The organism is Nocardioides daphniae, assembly GCF_004777465.1.
GTDB lineage: Bacteria > Actinomycetota > Actinomycetes > Propionibacteriales > Nocardioidaceae > Nocardioides > Nocardioides daphniae.
This window is the reverse complement of record NZ_CP038462.1, coordinates 3047002-3064651: the sequence shown is the minus strand read 5'-3', so window position 1 is coordinate 3064651 and position 17650 is coordinate 3047002. Positions and strand designations below refer to the sequence as shown.

General features: G+C 71.3%; 16 protein-coding genes and 4 pseudogenes. 11 read left to right on the top strand and 9 right to left on the bottom strand.

From position 1 onward, the window contains the following. Positions 1 to 906, top strand: coding sequence for an esterase-like activity of phytase family protein (locus tag E2C04_RS15100; RefSeq protein ID WP_135833222.1), 906 nt, complete (start codon positions 1 to 3; stop codon positions 904 to 906). Positions 907 to 977: 71 nt separating this feature from the next. On the opposite strand, the gene serC is transcribed toward E2C04_RS15100, so the two are convergent. Next, the gene (gene serC / locus E2C04_RS15095) at positions 978 to 2108 is read right to left on the bottom strand and encodes a phosphoserine transaminase (RefSeq protein ID WP_188421689.1); all 1131 of its coding nucleotides are present in this window, start codon (positions 2106 to 2108) and stop codon (positions 978 to 980) included. Between the two features lie 119 nt (positions 2109 to 2227). Between serC and E2C04_RS15090 the strand changes: the two genes are divergently transcribed. The 3 genes from E2C04_RS15090 to E2C04_RS15085 all read left to right on the top strand — a co-directional run bounded on the left by E2C04_RS15090 (position 2228) and on the right by E2C04_RS15085 (position 3797). Next, complete coding sequence (locus E2C04_RS15090) at positions 2228 to 2719, top strand: GNAT family N-acetyltransferase (RefSeq protein ID WP_135833221.1); 492 nt, start codon at positions 2228 to 2230, stop codon at positions 2717 to 2719. A 63-nt stretch (positions 2720 to 2782) separates the two neighbouring features. Further along, positions 2783 to 2920 carry a hypothetical protein gene (locus E2C04_RS17845; RefSeq protein WP_158630710.1) on the top strand — a complete coding sequence of 46 codons (138 nt, stop codon included), beginning with the start codon at positions 2783 to 2785 and terminating at the stop codon, positions 2918 to 2920. 265 nt (positions 2921 to 3185) lie between these two features. Further along, complete coding sequence (locus E2C04_RS15085; protein ID WP_135833220.1) at positions 3186 to 3797, top strand: hypothetical protein; 612 nt, start codon at positions 3186 to 3188, stop codon at positions 3795 to 3797. Positions 3798 to 3833: 36 nt separating this feature from the next. Here E2C04_RS15085 and E2C04_RS15080 read toward each other — a convergent pair whose 3' ends face one another. After that, the gene (locus tag E2C04_RS15080) at positions 3834 to 4271 is read right to left on the bottom strand and encodes a DUF5709 domain-containing protein (RefSeq protein ID WP_135833219.1); all 438 of its coding nucleotides are present in this window, start codon (positions 4269 to 4271) and stop codon (positions 3834 to 3836) included. Between the two features lie 131 nt (positions 4272 to 4402). Continuing rightward, a complete protein-coding gene (locus E2C04_RS15075; protein WP_135833218.1) occupies positions 4403 to 5506 on the bottom strand; it encodes a citrate synthase 2 in 1104 nt (367 codons plus the stop codon). A gap of 176 nt (positions 5507 to 5682) precedes the next feature. On the opposite strand from E2C04_RS15075, the gene pdxH reads away from it, so the two are divergent. The 7 genes and pseudogenes from pdxH to E2C04_RS15050 all read left to right on the top strand — a co-directional run bounded on the left by pdxH (position 5683) and on the right by E2C04_RS15050 (position 11870). Then, positions 5683 to 6333, top strand: coding sequence for a pyridoxamine 5'-phosphate oxidase (gene pdxH / locus E2C04_RS15070; protein WP_135833217.1), 651 nt, complete (start codon positions 5683 to 5685; stop codon positions 6331 to 6333). A gap of 24 nt (positions 6334 to 6357) precedes the next feature. Then, positions 6358 to 8091, top strand: a complete 1734-nt coding sequence (locus E2C04_RS15065; RefSeq protein WP_135833216.1) for an ABC transporter ATP-binding protein — start codon at positions 6358 to 6360, stop codon at positions 8089 to 8091. Then, positions 8088 to 8912 (top strand): annotated as a pseudogene (locus E2C04_RS21635) (ABC transporter permease); the annotation flags it as partial. The gene E2C04_RS15065 and the pseudogene E2C04_RS21635, both read left to right, overlap by 4 nt. 61 nt (positions 8913 to 8973) lie before the next feature. Continuing rightward, a pseudogene (locus tag E2C04_RS21630) lies at positions 8974 to 9162 on the top strand (ABC transporter transmembrane domain-containing protein); the annotation flags it as partial. A gap of 75 nt (positions 9163 to 9237) precedes the next feature. Next, entirely contained in the window at positions 9238 to 10098 is an 861-nt protein-coding gene (locus E2C04_RS21625) for an ABC transporter ATP-binding protein (protein ID WP_338088777.1), read from the top strand. Positions 10099 to 10359: 261 nt separating this feature from the next. Further along, positions 10360 to 11406, top strand: a pseudogene (locus E2C04_RS15055) (histidine kinase); the annotation flags it as partial. A 143-nt stretch (positions 11407 to 11549) separates the two neighbouring features. Then, positions 11550 to 11870: a sensor histidine kinase gene (locus E2C04_RS15050; protein ID WP_338088847.1), complete on the top strand. Its 321-nt coding sequence runs from the start codon at positions 11550 to 11552 to the stop codon at positions 11868 to 11870. A 142-nt stretch (positions 11871 to 12012) separates the two neighbouring features. Here E2C04_RS15050 and E2C04_RS15045 read toward each other — a convergent pair. The 6 genes and pseudogenes from E2C04_RS15045 to E2C04_RS15020 all read right to left on the bottom strand — a co-directional run. Continuing rightward, positions 12013 to 13850, bottom strand: a pseudogene (locus E2C04_RS15045) (flagellar biosynthesis protein FlhA); the annotation flags it as partial. A 223-nt stretch (positions 13851 to 14073) separates the two neighbouring features. Beyond that, positions 14074 to 15219: an EscU/YscU/HrcU family type III secretion system export apparatus switch protein gene (locus tag E2C04_RS15040; RefSeq protein ID WP_135833213.1), complete on the bottom strand. Its 1146-nt coding sequence runs from the start codon at positions 15217 to 15219 to the stop codon at positions 14074 to 14076. Between the two features lie 3 nt (positions 15220 to 15222). Beyond that, entirely contained in the window at positions 15223 to 15987 is a 765-nt protein-coding gene (locus E2C04_RS15035; protein WP_135833212.1) for a flagellar biosynthetic protein FliR, read from the bottom strand. 15 nt (positions 15988 to 16002) lie between these two features. Further along, the gene (locus E2C04_RS15030; protein WP_135833211.1) at positions 16003 to 16272 is read right to left on the bottom strand and encodes a flagellar biosynthetic protein FliQ; all 270 of its coding nucleotides are present in this window, start codon (positions 16270 to 16272) and stop codon (positions 16003 to 16005) included. Next, positions 16272 to 17144 (bottom strand): flagellar type III secretion system pore protein FliP, encoded by an 873-nt coding sequence (gene fliP / locus E2C04_RS15025; RefSeq protein WP_135833210.1) that lies wholly within the window; start codon positions 17142 to 17144, stop codon positions 16272 to 16274. Before fliP ends, E2C04_RS15030 begins: the two co-directional genes overlap by 1 nt. Then, positions 17141 to 17650 carry a flagellar biosynthetic protein FliO gene (locus E2C04_RS15020; protein ID WP_135833209.1) on the bottom strand — a complete coding sequence of 170 codons (510 nt, stop codon included), beginning with the start codon at positions 17648 to 17650 and terminating at the stop codon, positions 17141 to 17143. The genes fliP and E2C04_RS15020 overlap by 4 nt, the downstream gene beginning before the upstream one ends.

Genomic DNA, 17650 nt, shown 5'->3' with positions numbered 1-17650 from the left:
ATGCGCGAGGGCCGTCGTACGAGCACGCTGCGCGCCCTCGCCGTGACCACCGTGCTCGCCGCCCCCTTCGTCGTCGGGGCGGCCAGCGCCGACGAGCCGCCCGAGGGCGAGGCCGCCTTCCGGGTCTCGGACCACCGCATCGTCGAGTCGTCGGGCCTGGCCTGGGCCGACGTCGACGACGACCGCTGGATGGTGACCGTCAACGACTCCGGCGACGCCGGGCAGGTCTTCGTGCTCGACCCCGGGAGCGGCGACACGGTCGGCGTGACCACCTTCGCGCCCACCCCGAGTGACGTCGAGGCGGTGGCGCCCGCGGGCGACGACCACGTCTGGGTCGCCGACATCGGCGACAACCTCCGCAGGCGCGACAGCATCACCCTCACCCGCGTCCCGGTGGGGCCCGGCGACCGGGTGGCCGACGCCCCCGAGACGCGTACGCTGCGCTACCCCGACCGCCCGCGCGACGCCGAGACTCTGCTCGCCCACCCCGGCACCGGCCAGCTCTACGTGATCACCAAGGGCGCGCTCGAGGGGCGCGTGATGGAGGTGCCCGCCGCCGACGCCGCGGACCCCACGACGCTGCGCGACCTGGGTCAGGTGCCCGCGATCATCACCGACGGGGCGTTCCTGCCGTCGGGTGACCACGTCATGCTGCGCGACTACAGCCGCGCCTACCTGCTGACCTATCCCGGGTGGGAGGTGGTGGCCGAGTTCGAGCTGCCCCGGCAGCCGCAGGGGGAGGGGCTGACCGTGCTGCCGGAGGGTGAGGTGCTGATCAGCACCGAGGGCCGCGACCGGGACGTGCTGCGGGTGGACCCGCCCGGCGACGTCGCCAAGGCGTTCGACCCGCTGCGGGGCTGGTGGCAGGGCGTCTGGTCGCGCTGGGCCGCGGCGCTGACCGGCTGACCGGCTGCGGGACCCCGAAATGGCGAGGACCCCGCCACCACGAGGGCGACGGGGTCCTGCGACAGGCTCGATCAGCCGAGCTGGCCGACCACGTAGTCGATCGACTGCGTCAGCTTCTCGACGTCGGAGGCGTCGATCGCGGGGTACATCGCGATGCGGAGCTGGTTGCGGCCGAGCTTGCGGTAGGGCTCGGTGTCGACGACGCCGTTGGCGCGCAGCACCTTGGCGACCGCCGCGGCGTCGATGGCGTCGTCGAAGTCGACGGTGCCGATGACGAGCGAGCGGTGGCTCGGGTCGGTGACGTAGGGCGTCGTGTACGACGTGCGCTCGGCCCAGCCGTAGAGCGCGTCGGACGAGGCCGTGGTGCGCTCGACCATCCCGGCGAGACCACCGTTGGCGTTCATCCAGTCCAGCTGCTCAGCCATCAGGAAGAGCGTGGCGACCGACGGGGTGTTGTAGGTCTGGTTCTTCTTCGAGTTGTCGATCGCGGTCGGCAGCGAGAAGAAGGGCGGGATGTAGCGGTCGGTCGCCGCGATCTCCTCGGCACGGGCGAGCGCCTTGGGCGACATCGCCGCGAGCCACAGGCCACCGTCGGAGGCGAAGCACTTCTGCGGGGCGAAGTAGTAGGCGTCGACCTGGTTGAGGTCGACGGGCAGGCCGCCGGCGCCCGACGTGGCGTCGATCAGGACGAGCGCGTCGGAGTCGATGCCTTCGGGGCGCACGACCGGAGCCATGACGGCGGTCGAGGTCTCGTTGTGGGCCCAGCCGTAGACGTCGACGCCCTCCTCGGCGACGGCGTCGGGGCGCGAGCCGGGCTCGGAGGTGATCACGGTGGGCTCGGCGAGCCACGGCGCCTTCTTGACCGACGAGGCGAACTTCGAGGAGAACTCACCGAAGCTCAGGTGCTGCGACTTGTTGCGCACCAGGCCGAAGGCAGCGATGTCCCAGAACGCGGTCGCGCCACCGTTGCCGAGGACGATCTCGTAGCCCTCGGGCAGGGAGAAGAGCTCGGCGAGGCCCTCGCGCACGCGGCCGACGGTGTTCTTCACCGGGGCCTGGCGGTGGGACGTACCCATGAGCTTGTCGCCCGTCGCGGCGAGCGCGTCCAGGGCGGTGGTGGAGATCTTCGACGGGCCCGCTCCGAAGCGGCCGTCGACGGGCAGCAGGTCTGCGGGAATCTTGATGGCGTCGGTGCTGGTCACCGGACATCCTTTCGCATTCGGTCCTCGGCGTGGGTGCCTGAGTGGGAGTCCTGACGACGCTGTCAGCAGCGTTGCCTAGTCTGTCACTCGCACGGCACTTCAATGAAATGGATCCTCCCATGACGGCTGACGGCGCCGGCCTCCGGATCGAACGGCGGCCGATCACCCATCCCGACGCCGCCCGGCTGGTCGAGGAGGTCCAGGCCGAGTACGTCGTCCGCTACGGCGGGCGCGACGAGTCGCCGATCGACGTCTCCGAGTTCGCCGAGCCGCACGGGGTGTTCCTGGTCGGCTACCTGGACGACGTGCCGGTGGCCACCGCCGCGTGGCGCTGGCACGCGACGCCCGACGGCGTACGCGGCACGCCCACCGCCGAGCTCAAGCGCATGTACGTCGTCGAGGCCTGGCGCAACCGCGGGCTGGCGCGGGCGATGCTCGCGGCCGTGGAGGCCGACGCGCGCACCGCAAGGGCCCGCTCGGTGATCCTGGAGACCGGGCTGAAGCAGCCCGAGGCGATCGCCCTCTACCTGTCGTCGGGCTACCGGGAGATCCCCGGCTTCGGGCACTACGCCCACGAAGAGGTGTCGAGGTCGTACGCCAAGGAGTGGTGACAGGCGTCCACGGCCGGGCTCGATCCACTAGTAAGTCGACCAAAGTTGTGTACTATCAACTCCATGAGTCACTCCCGCCTGCTGCAGAAGGCCCTGCTCTGGGTCCTCAAGGCCCCCGCCAAGGGTCGCGACAGGCCACCCGGACCGCGGAGGTGTACGCCCCCTCGGCCCTCGCCACCTTCGTGGACCGGGTCGGAGTGACTCACTGACGTGGAGGCCGACGTCGTCCACGACGACGCCGGGGCGCGCGACTGGGGGCAGTCAACGTCCGCGCCACACCCTCCACCCCGACGCCTCGCGTGGGCCCGACCAGGGATCCGGCCCACGCGGGGCGTTCTCCTTGACCGAGCGGGCGCGTGGCCGAATTCCACTGGTGGAGTTCGACGGAAATTCTGCGGGGCCGCTCGACGGGTGGTTCCGTGGTCCGTGGGACCCCAGCCCTCTCGGACCAGCAAGGAGGCCATCCGTGGCCACGACCCCCCGCAGCCGCGTCGTGACGACCGTGCTCGCGACCGCCCTCACCCTCGTCGCGACCCTGATGGGCAGCGCCTGGAGCCAGGCTGCGTACGCCGGCACCGACCTGGTCTTCACGCAACCCGTCGAGGACTACGCCGACTACCAGCCGCAGACCACCTGCAACCGCAAGCTGCGCCCGGCGTGCGGCTGCTGGCCGACCACCTCGTGCTGCGCGGCGGCGGTCGCGGTGGCATCTTCCGCGCCTGCAAGGGCTCCTCGGTCTCGGAGCACAAGGAGTCGCGCGCCTTCGACTGGATGCTCGACGCCACGAAGAGAAGGACCGCCAGCTGGCCGCGCCTTCCTCGACGAGATCTTCGCGCCCGACGCCGACGGCAACCCGCACGCGCTCGCCCGGCGCATGGGCATCATGTACATCATCTGGAACGACCGGCAGTGGAGCTCCTACCGCAACTTCAAGCCGAAGGACTACCTGCCGTCGTCCTGCACGTCGAGGAAGAAGTGCTCGAAGACTGCGCGCCACCGCGACCACGTGCACATCTCGCTGACGCGCAAGGCCGCCAAGGGCCAGCTCAGCTGGTACGTCGCCCAGCACAGCGACTGAGCTGAGCAACGACCTGAGCGGGCCCTCGGCGCGCGCTCACTCCTCGACGATGTGCATGGCGGCCTCCTCGGCGCTGGCGCCGGCACCGTCGATGCCCACGTCGTCGCCGACGAGGTCCTTCTCCTGGTCCTCGCCGATCCCGCGGTTGGGGTCGACCAGGCGGCCGGCCCGGGCGTCGCCGACCTCGCCGTCGTCCACGTCCTCGATGTCCTCGGCCTCCTCGGCCGCGACGTACGGGTCGGGCTCGGGGTCCTCCTGGCGCAGCCGCTGGTCGAGCGTCTCGCCCTCGGCCTCCTCGCGGGGCGTGTTGCCGTAGCCCTGCGCGACCGACCACTTCTCGGGCGGCGAGTAGCCCTCGTCCAGCGGCTCGGTGAGCCCGCGGTTGTCGACCAGGCTGTCGCCGTCTCCCTGGGGCTGGTCCTCGTCGTCGACGCTGTACTCGCCGTAGGCCTCGTTGTCGGGTCCCTGCGACATGGCTACCTCCTGGTGGTGGGGAAAGTGGAGCCCTCCTCCGGTACCCGTACACCGTGGCACGGAAACGGCCCCGCCGTCACCGAGGTGACGACGGGGCCGCAGGACCGTCGGCCGGGCCGACGGTCAGGGGGTCACTTGCCCCAGGCGTCGTTCCAGCCCTCGATGTCGGAGGCGGGGCGCGGGGCCGGGCCGGTGTAGATCGCCGACGGGCGGATCAGGCGGCCGGTCTTCTTCTGCTCCAGGATGTGCGCCGACCAGCCGCCCGTGCGGGCGCAGGTGAACATCGAGGTGAACATGTTGGCCGGGACCTCGGCGAAGTCGAGGACGATGGCCGCCCAGAACTCGACGTTGGTCTCCAGCACGCGGTCGGGGCGACGCTCGCGCAGCTCGGCCAGGGCGGCCTTCTCCAGCGCCTCGGCGACCTCGTAGCGCGGGGCGTCGAGCTCGCGGGCAGTGCGGCGCAGCACGCGGGCGCGCGGGTCCTCGGCGCGGTAGACGCGGTGGCCGAAGCCCATGAGGCGCTCGCCGTCGTCGAGCAGCTTCTTCACGTACGCCCGCGCGTCGCCGAGCTTCTCCACGTCCTCGATCATGCCGAGCACGCGGGAGGGGGCGCCGCCGTGCAGCGGGCCGGACATGGCGCCGATGGCGCCCGAGAAGGCAGCCGCCACGTCGGCACCCGTGGAGGTGATGACGCGCGCGGTGAAGGTCGAGGCGTTCATGCCGTGCTCGGCGGCCGACGACCAGTAGGCGTCGATGGCCTTGACGTGCTTGGGGTCGGCCTCGCCCTTCCAGCGGATCAGGAACTTCTCGGCCAGGGTCGCGCCCTCGTCGACGATCTTCTGGGGCACGACGGGCTGGTGCAGCCCGCGGGCCGACTGGGCGGCGTACGAGAGCACCATGACGGCGACGCGCGCGAGGTCCTCGCGGGCCTGCTCGTCGGAGATGTCGTAGGTCTGGCCGAAGCCGAAGGCCGGCGCGAGCATCGCGATGGCGGCCTGGATGTCGACGCGGACGTCGCCGGTGTGCACCGGCAGGTTGTAGGGCTCAGCAGCGGGCAGGCCCGGCGTGAACTGGCCGTCGATCAGCAGGCCCCAGATGTTCTCGAAGGGGACGCGGCCGACGATGTCCTCGATGTCGACGCCGCGGTAGCGCAGCGCGCTGCCTTCCTTGTCGGGCTCTGCAATCTGCGTCTCGAAGGCGATGACGCCCTCGAGTCCGTGGTGCACCTCGGTCATACGTGACGCTCCTTTGCGCGGTGTTTCCGAGCCCGGGCCGGGTGCGGCCGCACGGGCGGGCCCCATTCTGCCCCCACGCGCCCACCCACGGACCATCGCGGGTCCACGAGGGGCGGCCGGGGGCATACTCGGCATGCACCGTCACGGTGGAGCGACGACGCGTGGGAGGGAGCAGCATGGAGCACGAGGTCGACCTGGCGCACCTGCGTCGGGAGTACGCCGAGACCGGGCTCGACGAGGTCGACGCCGCCGACGACGCGATGGTGCAGTTCCGTCGCTGGTGGGACGACGCCGTCGCCTCCGGCCTCCACGAGCCCAACGCGATGGTGGTCGCCACCGTCTCCCCCGACGGACGGCCCACGCTGCGCACGGTGCTGATGAAGGGGTTCGACGGACGCGGATTCACGTTCTTCACCAACCAGGCCTCGCGCAAGGGCGCCGACCTCGCCGCCAACCCCGCCTGCGGGCTGCTCTTCCCGTGGCACCCGCTGCAGCGGCAGGTCCGCGTCGAGGGCACCGCGACGCGACTCGAGGCGGCCGAGGTGGAGGCGTACTTCCGTCAGCGTCCCCGCGGCGCGCAGGTGGGGGCCTGGGCCTCGCCGCAGTCGCAGTCGATCGGCTCGCGCGAGGACCTCGAGGCCGCGTACGCCCGTGAGGACGCCCGCTTCGGCCCCGACGCCGAGGTGCCGGTGCCGCCGACCTGGGGCGGCTACCGCGTGGCCCCCGAGAGCATCGAGTTCTGGCAGGGGCGCTACGCCCGGCTGCACGACCGGCTGCTCTACACCCGCACGGAGCAGGGCTGGGAGCGTATTCGCCTCGCACCGTGAGGGTCGCCGCCGTAGGCTCGGCGGGTGCTCCTGCGTCTCGTCCGCGACCACCTGCGTCCCTACCGGGGGCACGTCGCCGCAGTGGTGGCCCTCCAGCTCGCCGCCACCCTCTCCTTCCTCTTCCTGCCCAGCATCAACGCCGAGATCATCGACGACGGCGTGGTGCCCGGCGACATCGGATTCATCTGGCAGCGCGGCGGAGTCATGCTGGCCGTCGCGGCCGCCCAGACGGTCTGCCAGGTCGCCGCGGTCTGGTTCGCCGCCCGCATGGCGATGTCGCTGGGGCGCGACCTGCGCGCCGAGCTCTTCGCGCGGGTGGGCACCTTCTCGGCCCGTGAGCTGCAGCAGTTCGGCGCCCCGTCGTTGATCACCCGCGGCACCAACGACGTCCAGCAGGTGCAGATGCTGGTGCTGATGGCCTCCACGATGATGGTGATGGCGCCGATCATGATGGTCGGCGGACTGGTGATGGCGATCCGCGAGGACGTCGGCCTCTCGTGGCTGCTGGCCGCCCTGATCCCGGTGATGGGGGCCTCCATCGGCTTCGTCGTGAGCCGGATGATCCCGAGCTTCAAGAAGATGCAGGGCCGCATCGACGAGGTCAACCGCCTGCTGCGCGAGCAGGTCACCGGCGTGCGCGTGGTGCGTGCCTTCGTCCGCGAGCGGCACGAGGAGCAGCGCTTCGCCGAGGCCAACGCCGACCTCACCCAGGTCGCGGTGACCGCCGGCCGCTGGATGGCGAGCATGTTCCCGATCGTCACGCTGGTCTCCAACGTCGCCACCGTCGGCGTGATCTGGTTCGGCGGCCACCGCGTCGACTCCGGGGCGATGGAGATCGGTGCGATCACCGCCTACATCTCCTACGTCATGCAGATCGTCATGTCGGTGATGCTCGGGACCTTCATGCTGATGCAGCTGCCGCGCGCGACCGTCTGCGCCGAGCGGATCGCGGAGGTCCTCGACACGCGTACGTCCGTGGTGCCGCCCGCCGACCCGGTCACCGAGGTCACCCGTCCGGGCCACCTCGACCTCGACGACGTGACCTTCTGCTACCCCGGCGCGGCCAGCCCGGTGCTGCAGGGCGTGAGCCTGGCGGCCCGACCGGGGGAGACCCTGGCCGTGATCGGCTCGACCGGCTCCGGCAAGTCGACCCTGGTCAACCTGGTGCCGCGGCTCTTCGACGTCACCGACGGCCGGGTCTGCGTCGGCGGGGTCGACGTGCGCGACCTCGAGCCCGAGGTGCTGTGGGCCCAGCTGGGCCTGGTGCCGCAGAAGGCGTTCCTCTTCTCCGGCACCGTGGCCAGCAACCTGCGTCAGGGCAAGCCGGACGCCACCGAGGAGGAGATGTGGGCCGCCCTCGACGTGGCCCAGGCCAGTGACTTCGTGCGGGCGATGCCCGACGGGCTCGAGTCGCCGATCGCCCAGGGCGGCACCAACGTCAGCGGCGGGCAGCGCCAACGCCTGGCGATCGCCCGGGCGGTGATCCGGAGACCCGCGATCTACCTCTTCGACGACGCCTTCTCGGCGCTCGACCTCGCCACTGACGCCCGGCTGCGCAGGGCGTTGGCGCCGATCACCCGCGACGCCACCGTGGTGATCGTGGCGCAGCGCGTCGCCACCATCCGTCACGCCGACCGGATCGTCGTGCTCGAGGACGGCCGGGTGGTCGGCCAGGGCAGCCACGAGGAGCTGCTGGAGACCTGCGCGACCTACCAGGAGATCGTCACCTCCCAGCGTGCCGGGGAGGAGGCAGCATGAGCGAGCAGAAGAGGCCCAGCCCTCGCAGGCCCAGTCCTCGCACGCCCAGCGGCGACCTCAAGACCACCGAGCGGATCGTCGGCCAGGGCGGCCCCGGTCGCGGCCCGGGCGGCGGCCTGGTCGGCCAGAAGGCCAACACCTTCTGGCCGTCGGGGCGCCGGCTCCTCGGCCGGATGCGCCCCGAGCGGCCCCGCCTCCTGGCGGTGGTGGGGCTGACGGTGCTCAGCGTCGTGCTCACGTCGATCGGCCCGCGCATCCTGGGCCACGCCACCGACCTCGTCTTCGCGGGCTTCTGGGGCGACCGGCTGCCGGCCGGCCAGACCAAGGCCGAGGTCGTGGCGCAGCTGCGTGCCGCCGGCGACGACACCCAGGCCGACATGGTCGCGGGCATGGACCTGGTGCCGGGCCGGGGCGTCGACTTCTCGGCCGTCGGGCAGGTGCTGCTCATCGTGCTCGCCGTCTACGTCGCGGGCGCGCTGCTCCAGTGGCTGGCCGGCTACCTGCTCAACGACGTCGTCCAGGGCGTCGTACGACGTCTGCGCGACGACGTCGAGGCCAAGGTGCACCGCCTGCCGCTCGGCTACTTCGACCGGCAGCCGCGCGGCGAGATCCTGAGCCGCGCCACCAACGACATCGACAACGTCTCCACCTCGGTGCAGCAGACGCTCAGCCAGGTGCTCACCGCGCTGCTCACCGTCTTCGCCGTGCTCGGGATGATGCTGTGGATCTCGCCGCTGCTCGCGTTGATCGCGATCGTCTCGGTGCCGCTGACGATGGTCCTGGCCGCCCAGGTGATGAAGCGCTCGCAGGCGCTCTTCATCACCCAGTGGCGCCAGACCGGGCGCCTCAACGCCCACGTCGAGGAGGCCTTCTCGGGCCACCCTGGTCAAGGTCTACGGTGGGCAGCCGGCCTCGGAGGCCCGCTTCGCCGAGGAGAACGACGGCCTCTACCAGGCGGCCTGGAAGGCGCAGTTCGTGAGCGGCCTGATCATGCCGATCGGCCAGCTCGTGGGCAACCTCAGCTACGTCGCGGTCGCGGTGGTGGGCGGCGTACGGGTGACGTCGGGGGCACTGACCCTGGGCGAGGTGCAGGCCTTCATCCAGTACACCCGCTCCTTCAACCAGCCGGTCGCCCAGCTCGCCTCGATGGTCAACCTGCTGCAGTCGGGCGTCGCCTCGGCCGAGCGGGTCTTCGAGCTGCTGGACGCCCCCGAGGAGGACGACTCCGCCCGCGGCTCGCTGGCCGCCTCCGGCGCCGGTCGCGGCGAGGTGCGCTTCGAGGACGTCTCCTTCTCGTACGACCCCGAGCGGCCGCTGATCCGTGACCTCTCGCTGGTCGCGCGACCCGGCCAGACGGTCGCGATCGTGGGCCCGACCGGCGCCGGCAAGACCACCTTGGTCAACTTGGTGATGCGCTTCTACGAGGTGACCGGGGGCCGGATCACCCTCGACGGCGTCGACATCGCCAGCGTGCCGCGCGCCGAGCTGCGCGGGCGGATGGGCATGGTCCTCCAGGACACCTGGCTCTTCCGCGGGACCATCGCAGAGAACATCGCCTACGGCCGCCCGGACGCGACCCGCGAGCAGGTCGTCGAGGCCGCGCGAGCGACCTTCGTGGACCGCTTCGTGCACTCGCTGCCCGAGGGCTACGAGACGGTGGTCGACGAGGACGGCGGCAACCTGTCGGCCGGCGAGCGGCAGCTCGTCACGATCGCCCGCGCCTTCCTCACCGACCCGGCGCTGCTGATCCTCGACGAGGCGACCAGCTCGGTCGACACCCGCACCGAGCTGCTGCTGCAGCAGGCGATGGCCGCGCTGCGCGCCGACCGCACCTCCTTCGTGATCGCGCACCGCCTCTCGACCATCCGCGACGCCGACGTGATCCTGGTGATGGAGGACGGCGCGATCGTGGAGCAGGGCACGCACGACGAGCTGCTCGCCGCCGGAGGGGCGTACGCCCGGCTCAGCGCCGCGCAGTTCGCTGCGGCGGTGGTGGGGGAGGAGTGAGCCGGGGGTCGCGCGAGGGCTCCGGAGCCCGGAGAAATAAATGCCTTGTCCCGGCGCCGGAGCCGACCTACCGTGGAGGCACACGGAAAGGAGGTGGTCCGAAGATATGAAGTCTTTTCGGATGAGTGAGGTGGCTGCGAGCCAGTAGAGCTCGCGCCTCGCAAGGAGCGTGCTCCTGGCGAATCCAACGCAGACACCCGACCCACAGGCCCGGTCCCATCCACCGGTTCGCGTTCCTCGGAACGGCCTGTGGGTCGCTGCATGTCCGGCCCGTGTCATTCTGGAGCCATGCCCCCGACCCCTCAGGCGTCCACCGGCGTCGTGCTCGAGCTGGCCAGTGACCTCGACGAGGCGGGGGTGCTGCAGCGTCTGGTGGCCCGGGCCCGCGAGGCGACCGGGGCCTCGGCCGTCCGGCTGGAGGTCCTGGACCGTGAGGGCGCCGTCACCTCCGTCCTGCACGGGGTCGACGCCGACTGGCCGACGGCGGGTCACGTCGAGACCTCCGTCGACCTCGTGGTCGACGGGACCAGGGTGGCGCGACTCTGCCTGCTGACGCCCGGCGACGCGCTCGACCCGGCGGAAGCGCAGCGGCTCGAGGAGCTCCTCGAGCTCGCGGTCCCGGCCGTGCGCAACGCCCGTGCCCACGCCGCCAGCCGACGACTGGCGGAGTGCACCCAGGTCTTCATGCGGGCCGTGCGTGACCTCAACGCCGGGACCTCGCTGGAGGAGGTCCTGCAGATGACGACGGCTGCCGCGCGGTCGGTCCTCGGCGCCTCCGGGGTGGCCGTCCTCTTCCCGCACCCGAGCGGGCTGCACGAGATGCGGGCCGCCGACATCGCGCCCGACCAGGTCGCGCGCCTGCGCCAGCACTTCGCCACCGCCCGCCCGCGCCTCGACGAGCTGGTCGCGGTCGGTGGGTCACGCGACGTGGACCTGGCCGGTGACCGCGTCATCGTCGCCCCCGTCGGCGAGGGCAACGTGGACCGGCGCTCGCTCCTGGTCTGGTTCGTGCACCGGTCGATGGCGCTCGACGACGCCGAGCGTGGCCTGGTCGAGACCTTCGCCGAGCAGGTCGAGCTGCTGCTCACCCGCGCCCGCCTGCTCCGTGAGCGTGAGCTGGGGATCGTGCGCGAGGAGCGCGACCGGATCGCCCGCGACCTGCACGACGTGGTGATCCAGCGGATCTTCGCAGCCGGTCTCCAGCTCAAGGCCGTCACCCGAGGTCCGGTGGACGACGCGGTGCGCGAGGAGCTCAACGGCATCGCGGTGGACCTTGACGAGACCATGGAGGGCGTGCGCTCGGCGATCTTCGAGCTCACCCACGGGATGTGTGCCAGGCCTCGGGAGGACGTCCTCGAGCTGGGCGTCGAGTACGCCCGGATCCTCGGCTTCGCGCCGCTGGTCTGCACCGAGGGTGACCTCGAGAGCATCGACCCCGGCATGGCCGGCACCTGCTCGCCACCGCGCGCGAGCTCTTCTCCAACGTCGCCCGTCATGCCGAGGCGAGCACATGCCGCGTCGACCTGGTGCGGTGCAACGGCTGGCTCAGCCTGGAGATGGCGGACGACGGCCGCGGCATCGACCTGGAGGCCCCGCGCAGCGGCCTGGAGAACGCCCGTCTGCGCGCCCTGCTCCTGGGCGGCTCGCTGACCGTCGCGCGACGCGAGCCGCAGGGCACTGTCATCATCTGGCGCGTCCCGGTCGGCACCGCCGAGGGGTCGGCCGCCGACGCGGCTGCGGCCGCTGGTGCCGCTGCCGACGCGAGCGCCTGACGTCGTACGCCGCTCAGCCCCCGGCGGTGGTGAGGCTCAGGTCGCCGGTGACCACGCCTGCCGAGCGGACCTGCCCGCTGCCGGTCAGCTCGGTGTAGGAGAGCACCGGCAGGCGGTCGAGCGTCGGACGCACCATGCGGCGCAGCGCGGCACGGATCTGCGGGGCGCAGACCAGCACCGGGCGCTGGTCGGCCTCCTCGGCCTCGCGGCCGAGCGCGGTGAGCTGCATGAGCACCCGCTGGCCGAGCTCAGGGTCCATCGCCAGGACGGCCCCCTGCTCGGTGGAGCGCATCGACTCGAGCATGCGGTGCTCGAGCTGGGGGTCGAGGCTGATGACGTGCACGTCGCCGGACTGCAGGTAGGGGGCCACGATGGCCGGGCCCAGGGCCTGGCGGGCGGCCTCCACCAGTCCGTCGAGGTCCTTGGAGACGGCGGCGCGCAGTGAGAGCGCCTCGAAGATGCGGACCAGGTCGCGCACGCTGACCTGCTCGTCGAGCAGCGACTGGAGCACCGCTGCACCTCGCCCAGGCTGAGCTGGGCGGGGGTGAGCTCCTCGATGACGACCGGGTGGGTGCGCTTGACCACGTCGGTGAGCAGGCGGACGTCCTCACGGCCGAGCAGGCGCGCGGCGTGCTGGGTGACGACCTCCGACAGGTGCGTGGTGATCACCGAGGCACGGTCGACGACGGTGGCGCCGCTGAGCTCGGCCTGGGCGCGCAGCTCGGAGGGGATCCACTTGGCCTCGAGCCCGAAGACGGGCTCCACGGTCGGGTGGCCGGGCAGGTTGCCCAGCAGGTCGCCGATCGCCATCACCGAGCCGGGCGGGGCCTCGCCGCGGGCGACCTCGATGCCGAAGAGGGTGATCGCGTAGGTGCGGGCCGGCAGCTCGATGTTGTCGCGGGTGCGGACCGGCGGGACGACGATGCCTATGTCGGAGGCCACCTTGCGGCGCAGCGCCTTGACCCGGTCGAGCAGGTCGCCGCCGACGCTGGGATCGACCAGGTCGATGATGTCGGGGGAGAGCTCCAGGCCCAGTGCGTCGACCTGGATCTCGGCGGCCAGCCGCTCGGGGGAGTCGGGGGAGGGCAGCGCCTCGGCCTCGCGCTGCTCCGGCGTCTGCGGCTCCTCCTCCACCGGCACCCGGGTCGAGGCCAGCAGCATCAGCCCGCCGGCGAGGAGGAAGGGGATCTTCGGCAGGCCGGGGATCAGGCAGAGCGAGAAGGCGGCGAACCCGGCGATCCGCAACGGCATCCGGTTGCCACCGATCTGGCGCAGGATGTCGGAGCCCATGTCGTCGTCACCCGTGTTGCGGGTGACGATGAGGCCGGTCGCGACCGAGAGCAGCAGCGCCGGGATCTGGGAGACCAGGCCGTCGCCGATCGACAGCAGGCTGTAGGTCTGGATCGCCTCGCCCATCGGCATGCCCAGCTGGGCGACACCGATGGCGAAGCCACCGATCAGGTTGACCAGCGTGATGATGATCGCCGCGATCGCGTCACCCTTGACGAACTTGGACGCACCGTCCATCGCGCCGTAGAAGTCGGCCTCGGCGTGCACGTCGGCGCGGCGCTGCCGGGCCTGGTCCTCGGTGATCAGGCCCGAGTTGAGGTCGGCGTCGATGGCCATCTGCTTGCCGGGCATGGCGTCGAGGGTGAAGCGGGCGCCCACCTCGGCCACACGACCGGCACCGTTGGTGATGACCACGAACTGGATGACCAGCAGGATCACGAAGACGATCATGCCGACGACCAGTGAGCCGCCGACCACGAAGTGGCCGAAGGTGTCGATCACCTTGCCGGCGTAGCCGTCGAGCAGCACCAGCCGGGTGGCACTGACGTTGAGCGCCAGACGGAAGAGCGTCATCACCAGGACGACCGCCGGGAACGCCGCGAAGTCCAAGGGGCGCTTCACGAACATCGCGACCATCAGCACCAGCAGCGCGCCGGTGATGTTGAGGGCGATCAGGACGTCGAGCACCATCGCCGGCAGGGGCACGACGAGCATCACGACGATCGCCACGATGCCGATGGGCACACCGAGCTGGGTGAGGCGCTTCAGGGGCATGGAGGACCTTTCAGGGTCACCGATCGGGGTGTGCCCTCCGTGGCACCGGCATCACCGTCCCTGGCGTCCGTGGGGACCGATCGGCCACCCGGGCGCCGGGTTGAGGGTTTTGGGCCGGCTGCCGGGCGTGCGGTGGGCGTCAGGTGGAGGGGCCGGGCGGCAGCGACGCCGAGGGCCGCCGTCGCCCCGCGGGCAGCACGCGGGGCAGCTCGTCGTCGGAGCGCGGCGTACGGTGCTCGCCGCCGTGGTGGCCACGGGTGCGGCGGCTGATCACGAAGGCCAGGACCTGGGCGACGGCCGCGAAGAGCTCGGCGGGGATCTCCTGCCCGACTTGGGTGGAGGAGTGCAGGGCACGCGCCAGCGGTACGTCGCGCACCAGCGGCACGCGGTTCTCGGTGGCGAGGTCACGGATGCGCTGGGCGACCGCCCCCGCTCCACGTGCCACGACCCGCGGGGCGCCTTTCTCGGCGTCGTACTTCAGCGCCACCGCCACGTGGGTCGGGTTGACCAGCACGACGTCGGCGGTCGGCACGTCGGCCATCATCCGGTTGCGGGCCGCGGCGAGCTGGCGCGAGCGGATCGCGCTCTTGACCAGCGGGTCACCCTCGGTGTTCTTGTTCTCCTGCTTGACCTCGTGCTTGGTCATGTTGGCCTGCTTGGCCACCCGGCGCCGCTGGAAGGCGTAGTCGAGGCCTCCGAGCACGAGGGCCGCCAGCGCGACGTTGCGGATCAGTGACAGGGCCTTCTCGCGCACCACCTCGAGCACGACCGGGATGGGCACCAGGCCGCCGAGCAGCGGCATCATCGAGACGATGACGCCGTAGGCCAGGGCCCCCACGACGGCGCTCTTGACCAGCATCTTCGCGCCCTCCCACCACGACTGGGGGCCGAAGATCCGCTTGGCGCCGTTGATCGGGTTGAGCTTGGAGAACGTGGGCTTCACGGCCTTGGTGGCGAGGTAGAAGCCGCCCTGCGCCACGGTGGCCGCGACACCGATCACCATCACGCCTGCGCCCAGGATCACCAGGGTGGTCCCGACGTGCCACAGCCCCTCGGCCAGCATCTCCAGCGCCGTCGGCACGTCGGCACCGGAGGCCGCCCGGAAGGAGGCCACCATCAGCTCGCGCAGCGCCTCGAGCTCGCGCCCGAGCAGGAACGGCAGGATCATGCCGACCAGCAGCATCGATCCCCATCCTCCCAGCTCCTGGGTGCGGGGGACCTGGCCCTCCTTGCGGTTCTCCTTGCGCTTCTGGGCTGTGGGTTTCTCGGTCTTCTCCTCGGACACCGCTCACCCCCCGCCGGCAATGGTCGCCATCGCCTCGTTGGCGAGGTTGACGAGCCGCTCGAGGGCGTCGGGCAGCACCGGGAAGGAGAGGCCCAGCAGCAGCAGGGTCAGGCCGATCTTGGCCGGGAACATCACGTTGATCGCGTTGAGCTGCGGCGCGACCTTGGTGAGCAGCGCCAGCCCGAGGTCGGCCACGAAGAGGACGGCGATCATCGGCAGCGCGATCTGCACGGCCGTGACGAAGAAGAGCGAGAAGGCGGTGGTCAGCACGCCCGGGGCGGCGGAGGTGTCGGGCACCTCGCCCAGCGGCAGCAGCTCGAAGGTGCTGAGCAGGCCCCCGATGACCAGCAGGTGGCCCCCGGTCACGAAGAGCAGCACCGTGGCGAGCATCTGGTGGAACTTGCCGAAGACGGTGTTCATGTTCATGGCGAGGGGGTCGAAGCCCTGCGCGAGGGCGAAGCCGCCGAAGAGGTCGACCAGGGTGCCCGCGGTGGCGATCGCCTGGAAGAGCAGGAAGGTCACGAAGCCCATGCCGACCCCGACCGCCACCTGCGTCGCGGTCACCACGATCAGGCCCCAGCCGTCGACCGGGAGCTCGCCGACGGCCGACGGCCCGACCGCGAAGGCGAGGCCGAGGGACAGCACGACCTTCGCCATCGCCGGCACCGAGCGCGACGAGAACGGCGGCACGATGGCCATCCAGGCCACGATGCGCACCGACGCCAGGAGCAGGCCAATCAGCTCCTGGCCGTCCACGGTGAGGGTCATGGCACGGGCTCCGGCTCAGCCGAGCATCGAGGGCAATGCCTCGAAGAGGTCAAGGGTGAAGTTGACCAGGGTGTGCAGCATCCAGTTGCCCGAGATCAGCAGGGCCACGCCCACGCCGATCAGCTTGGGCACGAAGGCGAGCGTGAACTCCTGGATCTGGGTCATCGATTGGAAGAGCGAGACCGCGAAGCCGATGACCAGCGAGGTCACCAGGATGGGCGCCGAGAGCTTGAGGGCGACCAGCATCGTCTGCAGGGCGATCTCGATGACGGTGGTGTCGGTCACTAGCCACTCCCGCCGTAGCTGGCGACCAGGGAGGAGATCACCAGTCCCCACCCGTCGACCAGGACGAAGAGGAGCAGCTTGAAGGGCAGCGACACCATCACCGGCGGCATCATCATCATGCCCAGCGCCATCAGCGCGCCGCTGACGACGATGTCGATCACCAGGAACGGGATGAAGATGACGAAGCCGATGATGAAGGCCTCCTTCAGCTCGCTCAGCACGAAGGCAGGCACCAGCGTGGTGAGGGCGACGTCGGCGCGGTCGTCGGGGAGGTCGCGGCCCGCGACGTTGGTGAGCAGCAGCAGCTCCTCGTCACCGGACTGGTCGAGCATGAACTCGCGCAGCGGCTGGATGCCGTCGTCCATCGCGACCGAGACGGTCTTGTCGCCGGCCAGGTAGGGCTGGAGGCCGACGTCGTTCATCTGGCTCAGGACCGGGCCCATGATGAAGAGGCTGAGGAAGAGCGCCAGGCCGGCCAGCACCTGGTTGTTCGGCGTCTGCTGCAGGCCCAGCGCGTTGCGGGTCAGGCCCAGCACCACGAGGATCTTGGTGAAGCTGGTGCAGGTGAGCAGGATCGCCGGGAGCAGCGAGATCAGCGTCATCGCCAGGATGACGACCACCGAGGTGCTCGGCTTCTTGGTCAGGTCGTCGAGCTCGACGGTGACCGAGCTGGACGGGCCCGAGGGGCCGCCGGGGCCCACCGGGTCGGCCAGCAGCATGCCGCGCTCGAGGTCGACGGTGGCCAGGGCGGCGTACGCGTCGGGCTCGACGGCGGTCGCGGCGGTCGGCGTGAGCACCGCGAGGAGGGCCAGCGCGACCACGGGCAGGCCGACCAGGAGGAGCGTCAGCGAGCGACGCAGCGACGTGCTCATGACGCCTTCCTGGCGGTCGAGAGGGCGGCCAGCGCCTGCTTCCAGGTCTGCGGGGAGAGGACCGAGCCGTTCAGGCCGCCGGTGCCGGGCTGGCCGGCGAGGTGCTTGGGGGTGCCGAGCGAGGTGCGGGGCACCGGCTGGACGACCGAGACGGTCGGGGCGTCGGCCTCGTGGGCGGCGGCAGGGTCCGAGGAGGTGGCCGAGATGGGCGCAGCAGTGGCCGGTGCGGCAAGCGCCTCCGCGACCTGCTCCTCGGTGACGAGCTCCTCCGGGTCGAGCTCGGCCAGCACGCTGACCTGCTGCTCGGTCGTGCCGAGGACGAGCACGCGGCTGCCCACGGTCACGACGGCGACGGCCGACGTACGGCTGAGGGGTTGGCGGTGCACGACGTGCACCAGGCTCCCGGCGCCGCCGGCGAAGCGGCGGGCACCGAACCGGGCGAGCAGCAGGAGCAGCCCGACGACGACGGCCAGCGAGAAGACCAGCCGGAGGGTGAGTTCGAGCAC